A 20,215-nucleotide genomic window follows, 5' to 3' on the forward strand; every position below is an offset into this window, starting at 1 on the left:
GATACTATGGAGACTTACAAAATCCTTAAATATTTAAACAGCACAGCATCCTTAAAAGAAATTAAGGAGGTGGAAACATGGATTATTGCCTCTCCAGAAAACACCAAAACATTCAACTTTTTAAAAACACAACACATTCTTTCTTCTTTTAACAAAACAAGTGAGTTAAAAAATAATGAAGCTCCCTTAAAATGGTATAAGAAAAAAATATCTGACAGCTTTAAAAAAGAAAAAAAAACTAAATGGATTTTACCTCTTAAATCTGCTGCTATAATTACTATTCTTTTAGGTAGTGCTTATTTCTATAAAACAAATGTTAGTACAAAAAAGGAAGTTATCATTCCTAAAAATGTAATTACACTACAACTAGAAAATGGTAACACTAAAATAATTAAAGAGAACGGAGAAACAGAGGTAGTAGACTTAAACGGAAACACTATTGGTTTACAAAAAGGAAACACTCTAAAATACCAAAACAGCACAAGCTCAGATAAACTAGCATTCAACACATTAACAGTACCAAACGGTAAACGTTTTGATGTTGTACTGTCTGACAATACACATGTATACCTAAACGCAGGAACAACACTTAAATATCCTGTAAAATTTATTAAAGGAGACAACAGAGAAGTCTTTTTAACAGGAGAAGCTCTTTTTGAAGTTGCAAAAGATACAAACCATCCATTTATTGTTAACACAAACGATATTAATGTTAGAGTTTTAGGTACCACATTTAATGTATCATCTTACCCAGAAGAACTAACCACAAAAACCGTTCTAGTAGAAGGCTCTGTAAGGCTTCATAAAGAAGACGATTATAATAAAGACAATTCAACTTTATTAAAACCTGGCCAACTTGCTTTAGCAAACAGAAAAGCCAATAATTTAATTATAGAAAACGTAGATGTATCTCTTTATACTTCATGGATAAACGGAACATTAAGCTTTAAGCATGAACCCTTTAAAAACATAATTAAGAAATTAGAAAGGCAATTTAATGTTGTTATAACCAATAACAATTTAGAATTAAACAATGTATTATTTACTGCCAGTTTTGATAATGTTCCGTTAGAACAAATACTTAAAACCTTTCACGAAAATTACGGTATTCAATATACCATAGACAAGACTAACATAACTTTAAACTAACCTTTTAAATAAAAATATGACATAAAAAAACGATCCAAACTAAACTAAATCTCGTCATTTTGTATTCAAAAAACAAAAAAACCGGAAAATGCTGGAACATTTCCCGATTTAAGGCGTGATTAAATTATTTAATCAACGTAAAGAACTATAAAAGTAATGAAAAACCATGTTATTCGAAGGGAAAAGATTCCCTTTCTGTTACACTACGATTTAAAAATGAAACTAACCACACTCTTTTTAATTGTTTCCCTGTTTCAAATTCATGCAAACCCAACTTACAGTCAAGACGTAAAGGTTACTATCAACCTACAAAACGTAAGTCTAGAAAAAGTGTTTAATAAAATTGAAACTTTAACTGATTACAAATTTGTTTACAAAGACAATGATGTAAACTACAAAAAACAAGTTAGTGTACAAGCTAATAAAAAGCCACTTTCTGAGGTGCTAAATCAATTATTTAAAGATGCCAACTTAAAGTACAAAGTATCTAAAAATCAAATTGTTTTAAAACCTAATTTAAAAACTAAACCAAAAACAACTAAAAAACCACAAGTAGTTTCACAAACAAAACTTATAGTGTCTGGAACAATTGTAGACGAAACAGGCATGCCTTTACCGGGAGCAAATATTATAGAGAAAGGTTCTGTAAATGGTGCTACTGCCGATTTTGATGGTAATTACTCCATTAAAGTAGCTAGTAAAAATGCCATACTAGAAATATCTTACTTAGGCTATGTAACGCAAAACATCCCTGTTAACGGACAAGCTAAATTAAACGCTACTTTAAAAGAAGATTTAGCACAACTAGACGAAGTTGTTGTTGTTGGATTTGGTAGTCAAAAGAAAGAATCTGTAGTAGGTTCTATTACTCAAGCAAAAGGAGAAGAACTACTACGCACAGGTAATGTTGCTACAGTATCTGAAGCACTTACTGGTATTATGCCAGGTGTTTCTACCATGCAAGCTGCAGGTCAACCTGGATCTACAGCTTCTTCAATATTAATTAGAGGTCAATCTACCTGGACAGGAAACAACCCATTATATGTTGTTGATGGTGTAGAAAGAAGTTTTGATGATTTAGATCCAAACGAAATTGAATCTATCTCTGTATTAAAAGATGCTTCTGCCACTGCAGTATTTGGGGTAAAAGCAGCAAATGGTGTTGTAGTTGTTACAACTAAACGTGGTAAAAAAGGAGAAACAAGAGTAAACTTTACATCAAGCTGGGGATTAAAAGAACCAACTATGAATACAGATTACTATAAAGATTACGCAACAACATTAGAATATAATAATGTTGCATTGATGAATGACAGACTTTACAACGATTTAACCCCACAAAGTGTTATTGACACGTGGAGAGATCCAAATAGAGATAGAAATTATTACTCTTATACAACTTGGATTAACGAATTATTAAAAACAGGAACCGCATCTCAATACAACCTAAATGTATCTGGAGGAAATAATTTTGTAACTTATTTTACATCATTAGGTTACCAACACGATGGCGATATTTTTGATTTAGAAGAACAAAAAGATTTCGATCCGCGTACATATCAAAAAAAATATACTTGGAGAACAAATTTAGACTTTAATTTTAGTAAAACAACAAAAGTTAAACTAGGACTTTCTGGAAACTTTAAAAACTGGAATGGAAACGTAATTACTCAAGGTACTAAATCTGGTATAGCTTCTGGTGGAGGAGATAGTTTTACTCGTATATGGCAAACCCCTTTAATAGGAACTGCGCCATATGTAAATGTAGATGGCGTAACTTACTTAGGTACAGAACAAGGTGCAGTAGTAAATCCAAATTTTTACAGAATGGAGCAAGAAGGCCAATGGAAAAGAAGAACAAGTACTATGTACACCGATTTTCAAATTATACAAGATTTAACCAAAAACTTAAAAATTAGCGGTAAACTGTCTTATAATTACAGCCAGGGCTACAACAGCAATATTAGAAGAAACTTATTATACTACTACCCAAATCCTGAAAAAACAGGGTTTATTCAAGAAGGCGATCCAGATGCTGTAGCAGAACCATTAAGAGTTAGCGCAGAAAACATTTCTGGTTCTAGCAGTAGCTTATACTACGAAGGGCGATTAAATTACAATAAAACTTTTGCAGAAAATCACGATGTTGGTTTAATGGCACTTGTAAGTAGAAGAAAAGCGCAAAGTGGCACTAATTTCCCTCGTTTTGAAGAAAGTTGGGTTGGTAGAGCAACATATGCCTACAAATCTAAATACCTAGCAGAGTTTAATGGCGCTTATAACGGAAACGAAAACTGGGCTCCTGGCCTGCGCTATGGTTTTTTTCCTGCTGGGGCTATAGGTTGGGTAGTGTCTAAAGAAAACTTTTTTAATACCGATGGTGTTTTAAACTTCTTAAAATTTAGATACTCATATGGAGAAGTTGGGTCTGACGGGGGTATTGGAAATGATCGTTTTCTTTATCAATCTACTTACGAATCAAGAAGTAATGCTTTTTATTACGGAGACCCATTAATTAATTATGGCGGTGGTAATTATGGTATTTATAGAGAAGGAACTCCTGCTGTACCAAATAACACATGGGAAACAGCCATAAAACAAGATTTAGGTATTGAGTTTGGTTTATTTGACAGCCATCTTAGAGGAACTATTGAGTTCTTTGATGAGCAAAGAAAAGATATCATTATGCAACGTCTTACTGTAGCTCCTTGGTATGGTAACCAATCGCCTCGTGCCAATATAGGAGAAACTAAAAATCATGGTGTAGATATAGAACTTAAATGGAACGACAAAATTGGAAAAAACATCGATTATTTTGTTAGAGCCAATATCTCTTTAAGCGAAAGTCGAGTAATAGAAAGAGACGACCCGCCATCTACAGAGCCATACAGACAAAATGCAGGCAAACCTATTGGCTGGCAAAACGGATTAATAGCACATGGTTTACACCAATCTTGGGACGAAGTATACAATAGTACTGTATCTGCCTGGGATGGCAACCTTATACCTGGAACCATGGATTTTGTAGATTATAATGGTGACGGTATTTTAAACGATTTTGATAAAGTACCAATCAAAAACCCAACATATGCCTCTAAAACATACGCTTTTAGCACTGGTTTTTCTTATAAAAACTTTTCTATGCACGCTATGTTTAATGGTATGTTTGACATGTCTAAATTCCTTGCAGACAACTACCTATGGGAATACACCTCTGCAGGAACAACACAATGGCAGCTATTAAACAACGAACAGCTTGATGCTTGGACACCAGAAAACACAGACGCTGTACACCCCGCATTAAGAGCGGTATCTAACAACCACGACAAACAACGTAGTACTTACTCTGTTAGGTCTAGTAGCTTCTTAAGATTAAGAACCATGGAAGTAAAGTATAAATTTGGCAAGAAGCTTAATGAAGCTATTGGCTTATTTGACTCTTTTGAAGTATATGCCAACGGAAACAACCTGTTTACTTGGTCTGATTTACCAGATGAATTTGATCCAGAACAAAGAAACCTACAAGTATATCCAATTACAAAAAGATATAATTTAGGAGTGAGAGCCTCATTTTAAAGGTTTAATAATTAAAATATAAATAACATGAAAACATATATTAACAAAGTACTACTATTATTTATAGCAGCTACTACAACTATAGTCTCTTGTGAAGAGTATTTAGATGTTAGCCCAGAATTAGGGATTAGCGAAGAAGAAGTTTTTACAGATTATTTCTCTACTCGTGGGGTGGTTGATAGAGCCAATTATTTAATTCAAAACTACGTATACTCTGATACAGATTGGTCTAGCGAAATAGGTGTTATGTCTGACGAAGGTCAAGTATCCCACTCAAAATTCCCTCAACACTACGTATACAACTCTGGAGTTTGGATGAATTCTGGAGCAAGAGAATTAGGAGGTATGCAATTTGAAAGCGCTGGAGCCGAATATCATGGTAACGACCACCAAACAGAACCAGTATCAAAAGCTTTTTTAGCCATTAGGTCTGTAAATACAGTACTAGAAAACATTGAAAACCTAAAAGAGTACCCAACAGAGTTAGGTTATACTGAACAAGAATTAAAAGACCAATTAATAGGACAAAGTTATTTCTTAAAAGGGTTTCATTATTTTCAAATCATTAGAAGATATGGCGGTTTTCCAATTATGAGTAAAACCTATTCTACAACTCAAGATTTTGACGAAGTTAGACCAACTTATTTACAATCTACAGACTCTTTGGTAGCCGATTTAGACAAAGCTATACAGCTTTTACCAGAACAATGGAACGATCAAAACAAAGGAAGATCTACCAAAACATCTGCAAGAGCATTAAAAGCCATGGTTTTATTATACGCAGCAAGCCCACTAATGAATCCAGATTTAAACCCATACGGATCTAATTCAAGAACATACAACAAAACCTACGCCGAAAAAGCTGCAAAAGCAGGAGCAGAAGCTATAAATGGCTTACCAGCAAGCGGGCACGAAATGTTTTCTATGGAAAACTACACAGACAATTGGTATAGTAGAGATTCTGGATTCCCAAAAGAAGCTATAATCCAAGCTCCTCAATCTAGACACACAGACCCTAATGGAAGTGGAAGAGCTGGACAGGGTTGGTTTTTACCACAATATGCTGGTGGTTGGTTAGCAGAATCGCAACCTACTCAAAATGCAGTAGATTGGTTTGAAACTGCAGACGGTTATGATGTTAACGATCCAGAAGCTATATCAAGCGGAAGTTTCGACCCTGCAAACCCCTATGAAAATAGAGATCCACGTTTTAGAACTCTAATTTCTGTACAAGGTGACGATATGTACGAAGGCTTACCAAATCCGGGCAACAAAAACATTAGAATACTTAATGCAAAACCTAACGGATGGCATTATAAATTTGAAACAAATAAAAAGAAAATTTTTACAGGATATTACCATAAAGGCAAATACAATTGGCCAGGTTGCGATAAATGGAACCGATCTAAGGGTTGGTACCGTTCTTTTCCACACATTAGAGTCCCACAATTATATCTAGATTATGCTGAAGCTGTAAATGAAGCTTACGGGCCAAATGGCGTAGCTCCAGGAAGCTCTTTAACTGCTGTACAAGCCATAAACATAGTTAGAAACAGAGCCAACATGCCTAATGTTTTAGCAAAATATACCACAGATAAAGACACCTTTAGAAAACGTATTTATAACGAAAGAGCTGTAGAACTTTATTTCGAGTTTCACCGTTGGCACGATTTAAGACGCTGGAAATTATCTAAAGAAGTTTTAGGCGAAGGCACCATTTATGGAGCAGACATTAAAGATGTAGGAGGCCAAACTGTTTACGACAAAAAACCAATGTTAGGCGCTATTCGTGTTTTCGAAGACAAGCACTATTGGTATCCATTCCCTTCTAAAGTAATGGACATTATGTCGAAGTTTGAACAAAACCCAGGATGGTAAACAAAATTTAAAAAACATGAAATACTATATATTATTTTTTTTAACAGCCATAGTGGGTGTTGTTTCTGCACAGCAGAAAAAAGATACAATAAAAGTGCAATTAGAAGATAAAATACCGCTTCCCTTTGGAGAAATAAGCAAAAATAAGCTTGTTGGCGCTGTAGATGTTATTAAAGGAGAAGATTTAATGCACACGTCAGACTATAATGTAGAATCTGTACTTGCTGGTCAAGCTGCTGGTTTAATTGTTGGAGAAGGAAATGGATCTCCGGGGCTAGACAATACTTGGCTAAAAATTAGAGGTCTTTCTAGAGGTGGTAGTAGCGACCAACCATTAATTGTTATTGATGGTATAGCAAATAGAGCTTTATCAAGTATATCTTTAGACGAGGTAGAAAGCATTCAAATACTTAAAGATGTAACTGCAAAAATGCTTTATGGTAGTAAAGCAGCTAACGGAGTTATTATGCTTACAACTAAAAGAGGAACTAATTCTAAAAGCAAGTTTACATTCTTTCAAGAATACGGTATTAAAACCGCTACTAGATTACCAGAGTATTTAAACTCTTCACAATATGCCAATTTATACAATCAAGCAAGAATAAATGATGGTTTAGATCCTGTTTACACCAACGAGGATATAAATAATTATGCAAACAATCCCTCTGTATTATATCCAGATGTCGACTTTTATGATGAATTCTTAAAAAAGAGCACATCATTTCAAAGAATTAATGCACAGCTTATTGGAGGCGATGATAAAACTCAATACTTTTTAAATCTTGGGTATATTGGTGAAAACGGACTAGAAAATTTAGGAAAAAATCAAAAATTTAACCGTTTTAATATTAGAGCCAACTTAGACTATAAAGTAAACAATACCGTATCTATGTTCTTAGATATTGCGGGTAGAATGGATGTTTGGGACCGAGCAGATATTACAAATGCAGAGTTTTTTAACTCATTATCTTCTCACCGACCAAACGATTACCCTTTATGGGCTGGAGAAGTTGGAGATACAGACAATTTAGGATACGGAGCAAGAGTAGGCACAAACCTTGTTGGAGAATTAGCTAGGTCGGGGTATGTTAACAATAAGGTTTATTATGGCCAAACCAACCTAGGTTTAAATTTCGATTTAAACAAACATGTAAAAGGCTTAACTGCTGGCGCATATGTTACTTTCGATGTATATAACGCCATTGGCTTAGGAAAATCTCTAGACTATTCTAGAATACGTTTTGACGACCCTACAGATTTAACACAAACTACAAGAGTTGGCACAGATGTACTAGACGATAAAGAAAGTAGAAAAGGCGACAATGTATACCAAAACCTAGGTGTAGTAGCTAATATTGATTACGAAAAATCTTGGGGTAAAAACGATTTACTAATTAATTTAGTTGGGGTAAACCAAACTTTAACAAGAAAATCTTCTCTTGCAGGACCTAGCACACAACAAGATGATAAAAATATAAACATTGGCTTACGAGCAAATTATACTTTTAACAATAAGTACACAATAGAAGGAACTTCTTCTTACATGGGATCTGATAAATTTACCAAAGATAACCGTTGGGGGCTTTACGGTGCTGGTGGTTTTGGTTGGATTATTTCTAACGAAGATTTCTTAAAAGACAGCAAGACCGTTAATTATTTAAAACTAAAAGGCTCTTACGGAGTTATGGGGTACGATAGGTCTTTTGACTACCTACTTTATAGAGATTTTTATGTAGCAAATGGAAACCTAAGAACCGGACCTAAAAATTCAAGTATTGAGTATGGATGGAGAGCGGGACAAATAGGAAACCCAAACCTAACCTTCGAAGAATCGGAAGAATACAACATAGGTCTAGAAGCCAGTTTATTTAATAATAAAGTAGACTTAGAAGTTAATTACTTTAACGAATTAAGAACTAATATTCCTGTAGTACTTAATAATGCTTTACCAGACTATACCGGAAATTTAAAACCTGTAGGAAACTTTAATGAAATATCTAACAAAGGTGTCGATTTATCTATAAGATACTCAGACAAAATTGGAGATTTCAAATACTCGGTAGGAACCAATGTTATTTACTCTAAAGCTGTTCATGAAGTATTCGACGAAATTAACGAGTATGCACACTTAAACAGAACAGGCCAAGTAACAGATGCTATTTGGGGTTGGCAAGCAAATGGTTTATATCAAGATGATGCAGATATTGCTAATCATGGTGTAACATCATCATACGGTAATATTATTCCTGGAGATGTCAAACTAGAAGATATTACAAACGACAAAGGAGATAATATTATAGATCAGTTTGACAGAAAAGTAATTGGTAATGCATTTGCCCGAGTTAATTATTCTTTAAACCTAAACTTAGAGTATCATGGTGTAGAGCTTTATTTACTTGGACAAGGCACATCGGGCAGAGATCAAATGCTAAGTAACTCTTACTACTGGAATGTTGGAGAAAATAAATACTCTGTACAAGCCTTAGGGTCTGCTGTACCAGGATCGGTTGCAGGAGCCACATCACCACGTTTAACATCTTTATCGCAGTCTCATAGCTATAGAGGTTCGTCGTATTGGCTAGTAGACGGAGACTATTTTAAACTAAGAACTGCAGAATTAAGTTACTCGTTCTCAGATCGTATATGCAAAAAATTTGCTGCCGATAGGTTTAAAATATTTGTAAGAGGAAACGATCTATTTACAATCTCTAAAATTAAAGATGTAAATCCAGAAAGCATTAGTTCTGGAATAACCAATTACCCAATGTTTACAACGGTGTCATTAGGTTTAAAATTAACTTATTAATTAAAAGTTAAAATTATGCAAAAGTTAAATAGACACGAAAACTCAAGCCACGTATCTGCAAGAGTTTTCATAAAAAAATATAAAATGAGAAATATATTATTAGCCTTAGGCGTTTTATTGATGCTTTCTTCGTGCGACGATTACTTCGAACCAAAACTAACTAACGAAAGAACAGAAGATCAATTTTTTGCAAACCCTAATTATGTTAGAGGCCTAATTACCTATGCCTATAGAGCTATACCTGCATCTTACAATACTTATGGGGGCGATTTTTTAGACAACGCTACAGATAATGCACTATCTAATAACCTTACCGGAATCATGAATAAAATGGTTGAAATTGATGGGTATTGGACAGCAGTAAGCAACCCTATTAATAACTGGCAATCTAGATATGATGATTTAAAAAACATTAATAAATTTATTGAAGTTGGACTAGATGGTACATTATTATACTACAAATCTAACCTAGAAAGAGACGAAGCCTACAGACAACGTTTAAAAGGTGAAGCCTATTTTTTAAGAGCTTTTATACATTTCGATTTACTACGACGTTATGGAGGTGTTGATGAAAACGGAGAGTTAATGGGAATTCCGTTAATGACTGCTTCTCTAGATATTAACAACCCAGACGACCTTAGCTTAACAAGAAACACTTATAAAGAATGCGTCGATTTAATTATTGAAGATTTAGATATTGCTCTATCTGCAAATTTACCTGAAGAATATAGAGATAAAGATGATTTAGGGCAAGACATAGGAGAAGATTTTAATACAACAAACCTAGGTAGACCAACAACAGTTGCATGCCAAGCTCTAAAATCTAGAGTATTACTATACGCAGCAAGCCCATCTTTTGGCACATCAACCTATACAGAAGCAGCACAAGCAGCAAGCGAGGTTTTAGATGTTATTGGTAACACATTACCTAATATTTATAATGTAAATAACATATCTGCCAGTTTTTATAACAACGACCAAAACGACGAATTAATTATGCGTCGTGTTACTGGTAACCAAAATGGCGAAAATGGATTAGAAAGAAGTAATTTTCCTCCTGGTGTTGGTCTTATTGGAGACGGAAAATGTAATCCATCTCAAAATTTAGTAGATGCCTTTCCTATGGCAAACGGTTACCCTATTACCGATGCAGCAAGTGGATACGATGAAAATAATATGTATCAAAACCGTGATCCTCGTTTTGAAATGACCGTTATTTATAACAACCAAACTTTTAAAGGTCAAACCGTAGAAACTTTTGAAGGAGGAAACAATATGGTTGGAGCTGCAGGCGTAACCGTAGAAAACTCGACACGAACAGGATATTATTTACGTAAATGGATGAGCTCTAAAGCTAATTTAGTAGACGGTAACAATGTAAACGATACTCATTATAATGCTTTATTTCGTAAGGTTGAAATTTTCTTAAACTTTGCAGAAGCTGCTAACGAAGCTAATGGACCAGACGATACTACTTTTGGAATATCGGCTAGAAATGCCATTGCAGAAGTAAGAAGAAGAGCTGGAATAGATGCTGCTGACCCTTATTTAGCATCAATTACAACAAAAGAGGCTATGCGCGATTTAATTAAAAACGAACGACGTATAGAACTTTGCTTTGAAGGCCACAGGTTTTTCGATTTACGCCGATGGAACGATAATTTAAACCAAACCATTACAGGAGTAACCATTACCAATAATGGAGATGGCACATTCAATTATACACGAAAAGACATTGTTACTCCTAGTTATAAAGACTATATGGACTATGGTCCTCTTCCGTTTAACGAGTTATTAAAAACAGAAAACATTACCCAAAACCAAGGATGGTAATTAAGTAAAAAAGTATAATTTGAAAATTTAATATTATGATTAAAAAAACAGCAATACTTATGTTTATCAGCTCTTTGTTTCTTTTACAAGGATGCTACGATGATTATAAGGAAGATTATCAGTATACAACAACATACTTTGCACGTCAATTTCCATTACGTACTTTGGTAGATGAAGAAGGAAAGGATATGACTTTTGAAATTGGTACCGTTTTAGGAGGAAAATACTCTAACGACATTAAAGAAGAGGTTGCTTTTCAAATTCAAGATTCGTTTTTAAATGCTGATAATTTTTCTCAGTTTACTAAACTTCCAGATAACTATTATTCTTTAGAGAGTAATAATATAGAAATTCCAAGCGGACATTTTAAAGGGCAAGTAACAGTAACGTTAAACAAAGAATTATTTTTAAACGATCCATTAGCTGTCGAGAACACCTATGCACTTCCTGTAGAAATTACAGACACATCGTTAGACTCTATTTTAGCAAACAAGCACTATTCAGTTATTGTAATTAAATACTTTAACAAATATCACGGTTGGTATTACACAAAGGGTATTGACAATAAATTAGATGGGGCTAACGCACCTATAGAAAGCGAAAGACTAACATATCAATATGATGATGTTGTTTCTAACTCAGATATTTTATTTAATACAACTAATAAAAACAGTTTATTAGGCTCTTACGATGGTGTTACTGGTTTTATAGGAACAGACACTGATAATATTGCAAGTAGAGCTAATTTTGATATTGCTTTAGAAATTAATGACGATAATACCGTAACTGTTTTTGCTGATGACAACAATGGTTTTACAAATATTAACGGTACTGGATCTTACGACCCAGCAACAAGAAACTTTACTATAGAGTATAACTATACCGATGCCGATGGCGCAATGCATGCAGTAACCGAAGAGCTAATTTATAGAAATACAGAGCTAGTATTAGAAGAATGGCAATAAAAATATTTAAGAAAAAGTAATTGATTTCTAATATAAGATTTGCACAATCTTATTGAAGACTCGTTATTTTAGTTAGTAGTTAGTAGATGGACCCTAAACTCATATTTTAGGGTCCTTTTTTTATGCTTTATATTTAAGTCTATATATTATTTATTGAAATTTATTAGTTCTTGAAAATCACTAGAAATTTGTTCCAAGCTTGCTATATAATCTTTAGTAAAACGAGCTCGTTTTGCTATATCAATTGTTTCATGAATATAATAAACCGCTCTCCCGTAGTTCTTTAATTTAAAATGAGCTATCGATAAAGATCGCCCAGCCATAACACGTGTTTGTAATGTATATTTATTATTTATAAAAGCTCTTTCGCTAAACTCCTTTGCTTGATTTAAATCTCTTATTGTTTCGTCTGGACAATTAATCATTAAAGATCCATAAGCTTCTTGAATATTAGAGTCGTTAGGAAACTTTTTTAATGCAGATTGGTATAAGCCCAATAAATTTGACCACATTTTATTTTTTTGATAGTACGTTTCTAAATAATCAATTACAAACTTCTTTTCTGGGTTTACCTTAAAAGCCAACTCAAAGTGCTTTATAGATTGAGTTTCATTACCTGTAATCATACAAATAATACCTTCTAAAACATGTATATCTAAATGTGTCGAATCAATTTTCTTTAGCTGCGTTAAATATTGTTTTGCTTGCTTTATATCTTCTATGCTAAGAAACAAAAATACAGCATCACTAATTACAGATGTATTATTAGGGTTTTCCTTTAAAAGTTGATTTATAAAAGCAATTGCCTTATCCTTCATACCTAATTTTTCATAATACATACCTGCCAATGTAGACCTTGTTTCTGGTTTTTCTCCACTAACATTTTCGGCAGCCATAAAATAGGCTTGTGCTTCTTTAAATTGCTTAGAGTTCGCTAACCCCATACCAACCTCTATTAATTCTTGATAATTATCGCTAAACGCAATAATATGATTAGGCAACAAAGGAAGCGCGCGCTTAACAGCATTCATATCTATAAATTGCTTAATCGCTTTCGAAGTTATATACTTACTCTCTGGTATATTTTTTAAACCTAAAGTAACTAACTCTAACGCCCAAAGAGAATTACTGCTTCGCCTTGCATCTTCTATTTGTTTTAATAAATAAGTTTCAGACTTAGAGTAGAAACTAAGCTTATCCAATAAAGTATCTACTGGCGAGCTATAAATGTTTAAATCTTTAGACCTGTCTCTGTAATATTTACTTAAAACAGTATCGCCTTTTTCTGCATAAATAATACTTAATTGCTTGTATGCTGGACTAAATGTAACTTGCTTATTTATTAATGTTTTTAATTGCTTTTCGGCCAAATCCTTGTTATGTGTTGTACTATTAATTTTAGCCCATTCTAAATGCGCATAAATTGGTAAAGAAAAATAAGAGGTTCTTTTACTATTTTTTAAAACAAAATGCGCTTTATCCATTGCAGATAGTCTTTTTAAAATGCCTTCTGCTTTAGTTATTAAACCCATTTGGCTATAAGCTTCTCCTAAATAATAACTAGCCATATAAGCTGTTGAGTTAATTTTTAAAACAGTATTAAAATACCTTATTGCTTTTTCAGAGTCGCCTAGCTCACGCTTTAAACAGCCTAAATAATAATTCCATTTCCAATTTTCTGGTTCTCGTTCTATAGCCAACAAATAGCATGTTTCTGCTTCTTTAAAATAATTATTAGACTGATACACCATACCTAACTCACCTAAATTATTAGAAGAAGGTTTGTTTTTAACCTTTGTATTAGCATCAATTAAATAGTTTTTAAAAGATAGAGAAGCTCCTTCTAAATCTGGAATGTTAGGAAGCTTATCAGCGTATTGATTATCACTATAAATTTTAATTCCGAAATAAAACAAAACAAAACCTAAAACAACAATAATCGAGATACTAAAAAGCTTACTTTTTTTGTTCATTCCAATTCAATTTAAATACTAAAAATAGATTTTACTAAAATAGCAAAAAGCTAGACGACCTTTGATAAAACTAAAGAAAATAGACTCTTATTTTTTTTAGTTTTATGTATTTTAGTGAAATCATTTTTTAAACTAAAACATAACCTTGCGCCTTACAAAAACAAATAACACAAAAATTGCTTCTTTTTTTATTTCAATGTGTTTGCTTAGTATTTTAGGGTGCAAAAAAATAGACAAAAAGCCTAAACTAGAACAAATAGAAAAAGGGCAAAAGTTATTTACATCTGTAGGTTGCGCAACTTGCCACTCTTTATCTGGCAAAAAACTTTATGGCCCGTCTTTAAACACTATTTTAGGAACAGAAATAAAAGTTATAAGAAAAAAGGTTGAGCATACCGTTATAATAGATAAAAACTACATTTTACAATCTATTATACATCCCGATTTTGAAAAACCTATAGAGTTTAAAAACAGTAAAATGCCAAAACCAATACTTACAACCAACGAAATTAATTGTATTGTAGATTATATAATATCTATAAATAAAAAAACAAACTAAATACCATCAATAATTTTATGGCATCATGGTCTTATAACACATCAAAAAGAAAACTCTTCTACCAAAATTTAAAACCTTTAAGAAGCACGTTATTATTAATATTACTAGTTTTAACAACTTGTTATAATTGCAAAAAAAAAGAAGCTAAAAATAACGTAAAACAACAAGAAAAACCTAAAGTATTTACGCCAATAACCATAGGTAAAACATTTAAAGAACCACCACAAATATCTAATCTTACTGTAAACGATATTGACAAAAATGGCTTACAAGATGTTATTGTTTGCGATATTAAAAACAACTTAGTTTCTATAATTAAGCAAGAACCAAAAGACACATATACAGAACATACAATTGCAAATAGCATAAACGCACCAGCTCATACTGAGGTTGTAGATTTTGACAACGATGGCGATAAAGATATAATAGTTGCTGTTTTGGGCATGCTTTTTCCTAATAACGATAAAATTGGTTCTGTAATTGTTCTTGAAAACGATGGTAAAAACAATTTTAAAAAACAAATTATAGCCAAAAACATAGCTCGTGTAGCAGATGTAAGAGCTGGTGATATTGATGGCGATGGCGATATAGACCTAGCTGCAGCCCAATTTGGTTATGATGATGGCGCAACCTGTTGGATAGAAAATTTAGGAAACTGGAAATTTAAAACACATTATTTACAAAACATTTCGGGGCCAATAAATGTTGAACTTATAGATATTGATTTTGATAACGATTTAGATATAATTTCTTTAGTTACCCAAGAATGGGAAAAAATATATTGCTTTGAGAATGATGGCAAAGGCCATTTTAAACAAAAACAACTATGGGGCTCTAGCAACGAAGATTTTGGATCTAGCGGCATATCTATAGCAGATATAAACAAAGATGGCAAACCAGATATACTTTATACCAACGGAGATGCTTTCGATTACTTACCACCTTTACCAAGACCTTGGCATGGTATACAATGGTTAGAAAACTTAGGCAATTTAAATTTTAAATACCACCACATAATTAATTTCCCTGGCGCTTTTAGTGCAAGGGCCACAGATTTTGATAAAGACAACGATAATGACATTTTTGCTGTTAGCGGATTTAATTATTGGGACAAACCCAACGCAGAAAGTTTAATTTGGCTAGAAAACACAGGCAGCAACACCTTTAAAAAACACACTATAGCTAAATCGCCAACACACTTAATTACTTTAGAACTTGGCGATTTTAATAACGACGGATTTACAGATTTAGTAACTGGAGGCGTTTATGTTTATCCGCCTTTTAACCAAACAGAGCGTGTCACGCTTTGGATGCATAGAGGTAAGTGATTTTTTTTACTATTGCTTTTAAAAACTAAAAAAGCCTTTCAATTTCTTGAAAGGCTTTACAATTTCTAAAAGTGGTCCCACTTGGACCATTTTAATATTTATACTATGTTACTCTATTTTATATAAAAAGCACCAAAACCCTTTAAAAATAGATGTTTTAAGGTTTATTAGATAATATGTTTATATTTGTAATCTATATAATTAAACACAATGTTGCCCCGATTGTTGCCCCTTTTTTAAAACTAGATAAATTATGAATACAATACAATCTACATCTGGAACAGTTTCATTTAGACTGAAGCAAACTAAACTATCAAAAGAAACCTCAATAATTTTCGAATATAGTTACGGAAGAGGTAATAGACTAAAGTATTCAACAGGGTTCAAAACAATACCCAAAAATTGGGATTCAAAAAATCAAAAAATCAGATCCGTCTCTACTATAAATAATAGAGAGACAATTAACAATCGTCTAAAAGAGATTGAGTTAAAATTTATAAAAGCGACATCTAAGCTAACAGAGGAAGATAAACAAAGCAAAGAAACTCTAAAAGCAATCTATGATAAAATTTTAGGCAAAAACATAGAAGCTCAAGAAACCAAAATTAGTTTTATAAAATACGCTAACGATTTCACAAAAACTCACGACGATAATCAAATTAATGCTGCTAGCATGAAATTGAGCCCAACCACTATTAGATCCTATAAACAAACAATTAAACAAATTGAGGATTTTAATGAAGAAAAAAACTTTAAACTAGACTTCGATAAAATAGACATGACGTTCTATTATGCTTTTGTAAGTTTTTTAGAAAACAGAGAGTTTTCACTAAACACAGTGGGGAAGCATATAAAAAATATAATTGCACTTTTAAACAGAGCCACGGAAGACGATATTAATAGTAATTTAAAATATAAACACAGAGACTTTAAAAGAGTCTCTGAAAAAAGCACATCCATATATTTAACCGCTGAAGAAATTGACGAACTATACAAACTGGACCTATCTTTCAATAAAGACTGGGAAAGAGCAAGAGATATTTTTTTGATAGGATATTATACCGGACAAAGAGTTTCAGATTATAATGGACTTAACAAAAAAAACATTAAAATTTTTGAAGGCAAAAAGGTTTTTGAAATACACCAGAAAAAAACTAAAAAAACAGTCTATATACCGATCCATCCCAAAATAATACAAATCATGGATTTGCGCTACAAAGGTGGCTTACCAAAAAAAATGCCAGATCAACATATAAATGAATACATAAAAAAAATAGGCCGAAAAGCAAAAATCAAAGAAGGAGTAACAACTAAAATAACCATTGGAGGAGTAGTTAAAGAAAAGACTACACCAAAATATAGTTTGATAGGAACACACTCAGCAAGACGCTCTTTTTGTACAAATGCATATTTATCAAAAATGCCTGTAATTGATATTATGGCATTAAGCGGACATACAACAGAGAAAGAATTTTATAATTATATAAAAGTTACGCCGCAAGAAAGAGCTGTTAAAATAGCAGACTCAGCATTTTTCAATTAACTCAATATTTAAACTCAACATATGTATCAAAATATATTTGCCTTAGATCAAATTTCATTCAAAGACAGAAAAAACACAAAAGAAGTTCCTTCAGAATATACACTAAACAACTATAGCTATTACGAGCCAAAGCTTGAAAAAGATTTCTACTTGAAAGTTTTCTTAAAAAAAGCATTATTTGATATTGACATATTAGAACTTGAAGATTTTCTTACTTTTCAAAATGACAATTCAATAAACCCGGAACGTTTTATAAAAACATTAAAATTAAAGGTTCTACCCTCCATTAAAACAATCATTAAGAATGCATACTCTTCTCTTGCAGGAGGAATGGAGTATTATAAGGAAATTAAGTTAGAAGATGGCTTTATCGAAACAGAAGGAACAATTAAAAACAGTGAATTTGAATACTATATGTTTTATCATTGGACGCACATCGGTAAACTTACGGAAGAATTTGAAGAAAGACACTCTATCACTTTAAACTTTATAGAAAAATTATCAAGCACAAATACTAATTCAACCCCACTAAACTGGTGCGGTAAGCCAAGTCATTTAGCTTTTCTAGTTAGAAGCCTTATAGATGAAGGCTACATCTCTCCTCCAACCGGAAAAGATAAGGAAATAAACCTTACTGAACTTTCTCGCCAAATAATATCAGCGTTTAATTTAGAAAGTAAAACAACACCAAACACTTTACGTGTATACTTAAATTCAGAATCCGAAAAACATATAAACCTGAAAAAAAACTTTGATAATCAAGGGTTTAACCTTCCCGATTCAGGCTTACTAGGTTAGGTATCGATACCTACTGACACCTCTAAAACCTCCATTTATCAAGACTTTTGTTGAAGTAACAAGTCAAACAGAGTTAAATGGATTCAAAACAAGTAACAATTTATAATATAACACCAGATGAACTAACGGTTCAGATTTCTGATGCGGTTGAAGCTAAATACAAACTGCTTCAATTAAAACAAGAAAAAAACGATGAAGATCTTCTAACTGTAGAAGAAACTTTAAATCTTCTTAAATGCTCCAAACAAGCACTTTGGAACTGGAGAAAAAATGGAATCCTTCCTTCATACCGCTTAGGCAACCGTGTGTACTATAAGAAGAGTGATATTTTTGCTAAACTCGTAAAACAAGATTAGCATGGTAGGATTTATAATGCTGCATAGAGACCTTCTTGACTGGGAATGGTATCAATCTTCAGAAACCTTCAGGGTTTTCGTTCACCTTATTTTACGCGCCAACTATTCAGATAAAAAATGGCAAGGCACAGATGTAAAAAGAGGTCAATTCATCACATCAAATAATCACCTTGCAAACGAATTATCTCTATCAATTCAACAAGTTAGAACCGCTCTCAAAAGACTTGAATCCGGCGGATATATAACACGCAAAACAACAAACAAATTTACCCTTATAACCATTGTAAACTACAACAATAGGCAATCAACAAAGACCCCAACTAACAGTCAAAAAACACCTCTAAAAACAAACAAGCAACACTCAGCTAACATTCAATCAACAACAACTAAAAAAAGTAATAAAGAAAATAAGGTTAATAAATTAAAAATAGAGGAGCGGATTGAAAATTTCAAAAAACAAGTTTTTGAACACTCTAATTATTCAAAAGATATTTTAACCTCATTTTTTAATTATTGGAGCGAATTAAATTCTCAAAAAAATAAAATGCGTTTTGAAAAGGACGATTATTTCGATTTGAAAATAAGATTAGAAAAATGGCTCTTAAATGAAAAGCCCAAACTCTCCAACAGTAACAATATAAAGAATACCAACTCCAACCGCTAAACATGAAAAATATTAAACCACATCAAAAGAATCTTGATATTTATGAGCAGATTAAACAAAACACCAAACAAAGCTCAATAGAAACCAAGCGACAACATCCTTATTCTAAAGTAGATTTATGGAAAGCTTTTCAAAAAGAGTACCTCATTCTACATAGTAAAACATTTTTATATAATGATGATAATGTAATAAAAAATATAAAACCCCTGTTTTGTTACTTTTTAGAATCAGATGCCTTTTTTGAGTGCAGACATTTACGTACCGATATTTCTGCCCCTTCCTTTAAAAAAGGATTATTATTATTTGGAAATGTTGGTGTAGGCAAATCACATATTATGCAAACTTTTCAATCACTTTTTGCAAAATATCAACCTCACAGATTCACCATGACACCCACTCATGAAGTTGTAGATAAATACGAAGCCACCAAAAGTCCTGAAGACAGAAATCACTTTTACAAAACCTTCACAAATGGCACCATCCTATTTGACGATTTGAATTCTGAAAAAGTAGCTAATAATTTTGGTCACGTAAACATTATGAAAGAAGTCATTCTTCGTCGTTGTACATTAAATAAAAAAACACATTTAATAATGAATCCTTTACCTGGTTTTGAAGATGATACAAATGGCTCATTGCTAAAACTAGGCGATAATTATGATCAAAGAATGGTTGATAGGTTTTATGAAATGTTCAATATTATCGAGCTGAAAGGAAAAAGCATGAGAAGATAAAAAAGGTTAAATTAAACTTATTTTAACGGATAAAACCCCAAAAACAACACAAA

Annotated in this window: 14 protein-coding genes; 13 read left to right on the plus strand and 1 reads right to left on the minus strand. The window is 32.6% G+C overall.

What is annotated here, in order from left to right; all coding sequences use genetic code 11:
• Window positions 1-6: 6 nt before the first annotated feature.
• From ABD715_RS09135 to ABD715_RS09160, 6 genes are all read left to right on the plus strand, one after another.
• Complete coding sequence (locus tag ABD715_RS09135) at window positions 7-1,149, plus strand: FecR family protein (RefSeq protein ID WP_344787869.1); 1,143 nt, start codon at window positions 7-9, stop codon at window positions 1,147-1,149.
• A 216-nt stretch (window positions 1,150-1,365) separates the two neighbouring features.
• Window positions 1,366-4,725, plus strand: coding sequence for a TonB-dependent receptor (locus ABD715_RS09140; RefSeq protein WP_344787870.1), 3,360 nt, complete (start codon window positions 1,366-1,368; stop codon window positions 4,723-4,725).
• A 27-nt stretch (window positions 4,726-4,752) separates the two neighbouring features.
• Window positions 4,753-6,603, plus strand: coding sequence for a RagB/SusD family nutrient uptake outer membrane protein (locus ABD715_RS09145; RefSeq protein ID WP_344787872.1), 1,851 nt, complete (start codon window positions 4,753-4,755; stop codon window positions 6,601-6,603).
• A gap of 16 nt (window positions 6,604-6,619) precedes the next feature.
• Window positions 6,620-9,409, plus strand: coding sequence for a SusC/RagA family TonB-linked outer membrane protein (locus ABD715_RS09150; protein WP_344787873.1), 2,790 nt, complete (start codon window positions 6,620-6,622; stop codon window positions 9,407-9,409).
• Between the two features lie 84 nt (window positions 9,410-9,493).
• Window positions 9,494-11,242 (plus strand): RagB/SusD family nutrient uptake outer membrane protein, encoded by a 1,749-nt coding sequence (locus ABD715_RS09155; protein ID WP_344787874.1) that lies wholly within the window; start codon window positions 9,494-9,496, stop codon window positions 11,240-11,242.
• Window positions 11,243-11,277: 35 nt separating this feature from the next.
• Window positions 11,278-12,207, plus strand: a complete 930-nt coding sequence (locus ABD715_RS09160) for a BT_3987 domain-containing protein (protein WP_344787875.1) — start codon at window positions 11,278-11,280, stop codon at window positions 12,205-12,207.
• A gap of 146 nt (window positions 12,208-12,353) precedes the next feature.
• Here ABD715_RS09160 and ABD715_RS09165 read toward each other — a convergent pair whose 3' ends face one another.
• On the minus strand, window positions 12,354-14,180 hold the full coding sequence (locus tag ABD715_RS09165) for a tetratricopeptide repeat protein (protein ID WP_344787876.1): 1,827 nt from the start codon (window positions 14,178-14,180) through the stop codon (window positions 12,354-12,356).
• 145 nt (window positions 14,181-14,325) lie between these two features.
• Here ABD715_RS09165 and ABD715_RS09170 point away from each other — a divergent pair, with 145 nt between their 5' ends.
• The 7 genes from ABD715_RS09170 (at window position 14,326) to ABD715_RS09200 (ending at window position 20,162) form a co-directional block, all read left to right on the plus strand.
• Complete coding sequence (locus ABD715_RS09170) at window positions 14,326-14,739, plus strand: c-type cytochrome (protein WP_344787877.1); 414 nt, start codon at window positions 14,326-14,328, stop codon at window positions 14,737-14,739.
• A gap of 17 nt (window positions 14,740-14,756) precedes the next feature.
• Complete coding sequence (locus ABD715_RS09175; RefSeq protein ID WP_344787878.1) at window positions 14,757-16,067, plus strand: FG-GAP repeat domain-containing protein; 1,311 nt, start codon at window positions 14,757-14,759, stop codon at window positions 16,065-16,067.
• 253 nt (window positions 16,068-16,320) lie between these two features.
• Complete coding sequence (locus ABD715_RS09180) at window positions 16,321-17,610, plus strand: tyrosine-type recombinase/integrase (RefSeq protein ID WP_344787879.1); 1,290 nt, start codon at window positions 16,321-16,323, stop codon at window positions 17,608-17,610.
• 21 nt (window positions 17,611-17,631) lie between these two features.
• Window positions 17,632-18,408, plus strand: a complete 777-nt coding sequence (locus tag ABD715_RS09185) for a hypothetical protein (protein ID WP_344787880.1) — start codon at window positions 17,632-17,634, stop codon at window positions 18,406-18,408.
• A gap of 77 nt (window positions 18,409-18,485) precedes the next feature.
• Window positions 18,486-18,764, plus strand: coding sequence for a helix-turn-helix domain-containing protein (locus tag ABD715_RS09190; protein WP_344787881.1), 279 nt, complete (start codon window positions 18,486-18,488; stop codon window positions 18,762-18,764).
• 1 nt (window position 18,765) lies between these two features.
• Window positions 18,766-19,428 carry a winged helix-turn-helix transcriptional regulator gene (locus tag ABD715_RS09195; RefSeq protein WP_344787882.1) on the plus strand — a complete coding sequence of 221 codons (663 nt, stop codon included), beginning with the start codon at window positions 18,766-18,768 and terminating at the stop codon, window positions 19,426-19,428.
• A 2-nt stretch (window positions 19,429-19,430) separates the two neighbouring features.
• Window positions 19,431-20,162, plus strand: coding sequence for a P-loop NTPase family protein (locus ABD715_RS09200; protein ID WP_344787883.1), 732 nt, complete (start codon window positions 19,431-19,433; stop codon window positions 20,160-20,162).
• The last annotated feature ends 53 nt before the right edge of the window (window positions 20,163-20,215 follow it).

Origin of the sequence: Postechiella marina, assembly GCF_039538365.1 — a bacterium.
GTDB classification, from domain to species: Bacteria; Bacteroidota; Bacteroidia; order Flavobacteriales; family Flavobacteriaceae; genus Postechiella; species Postechiella marina.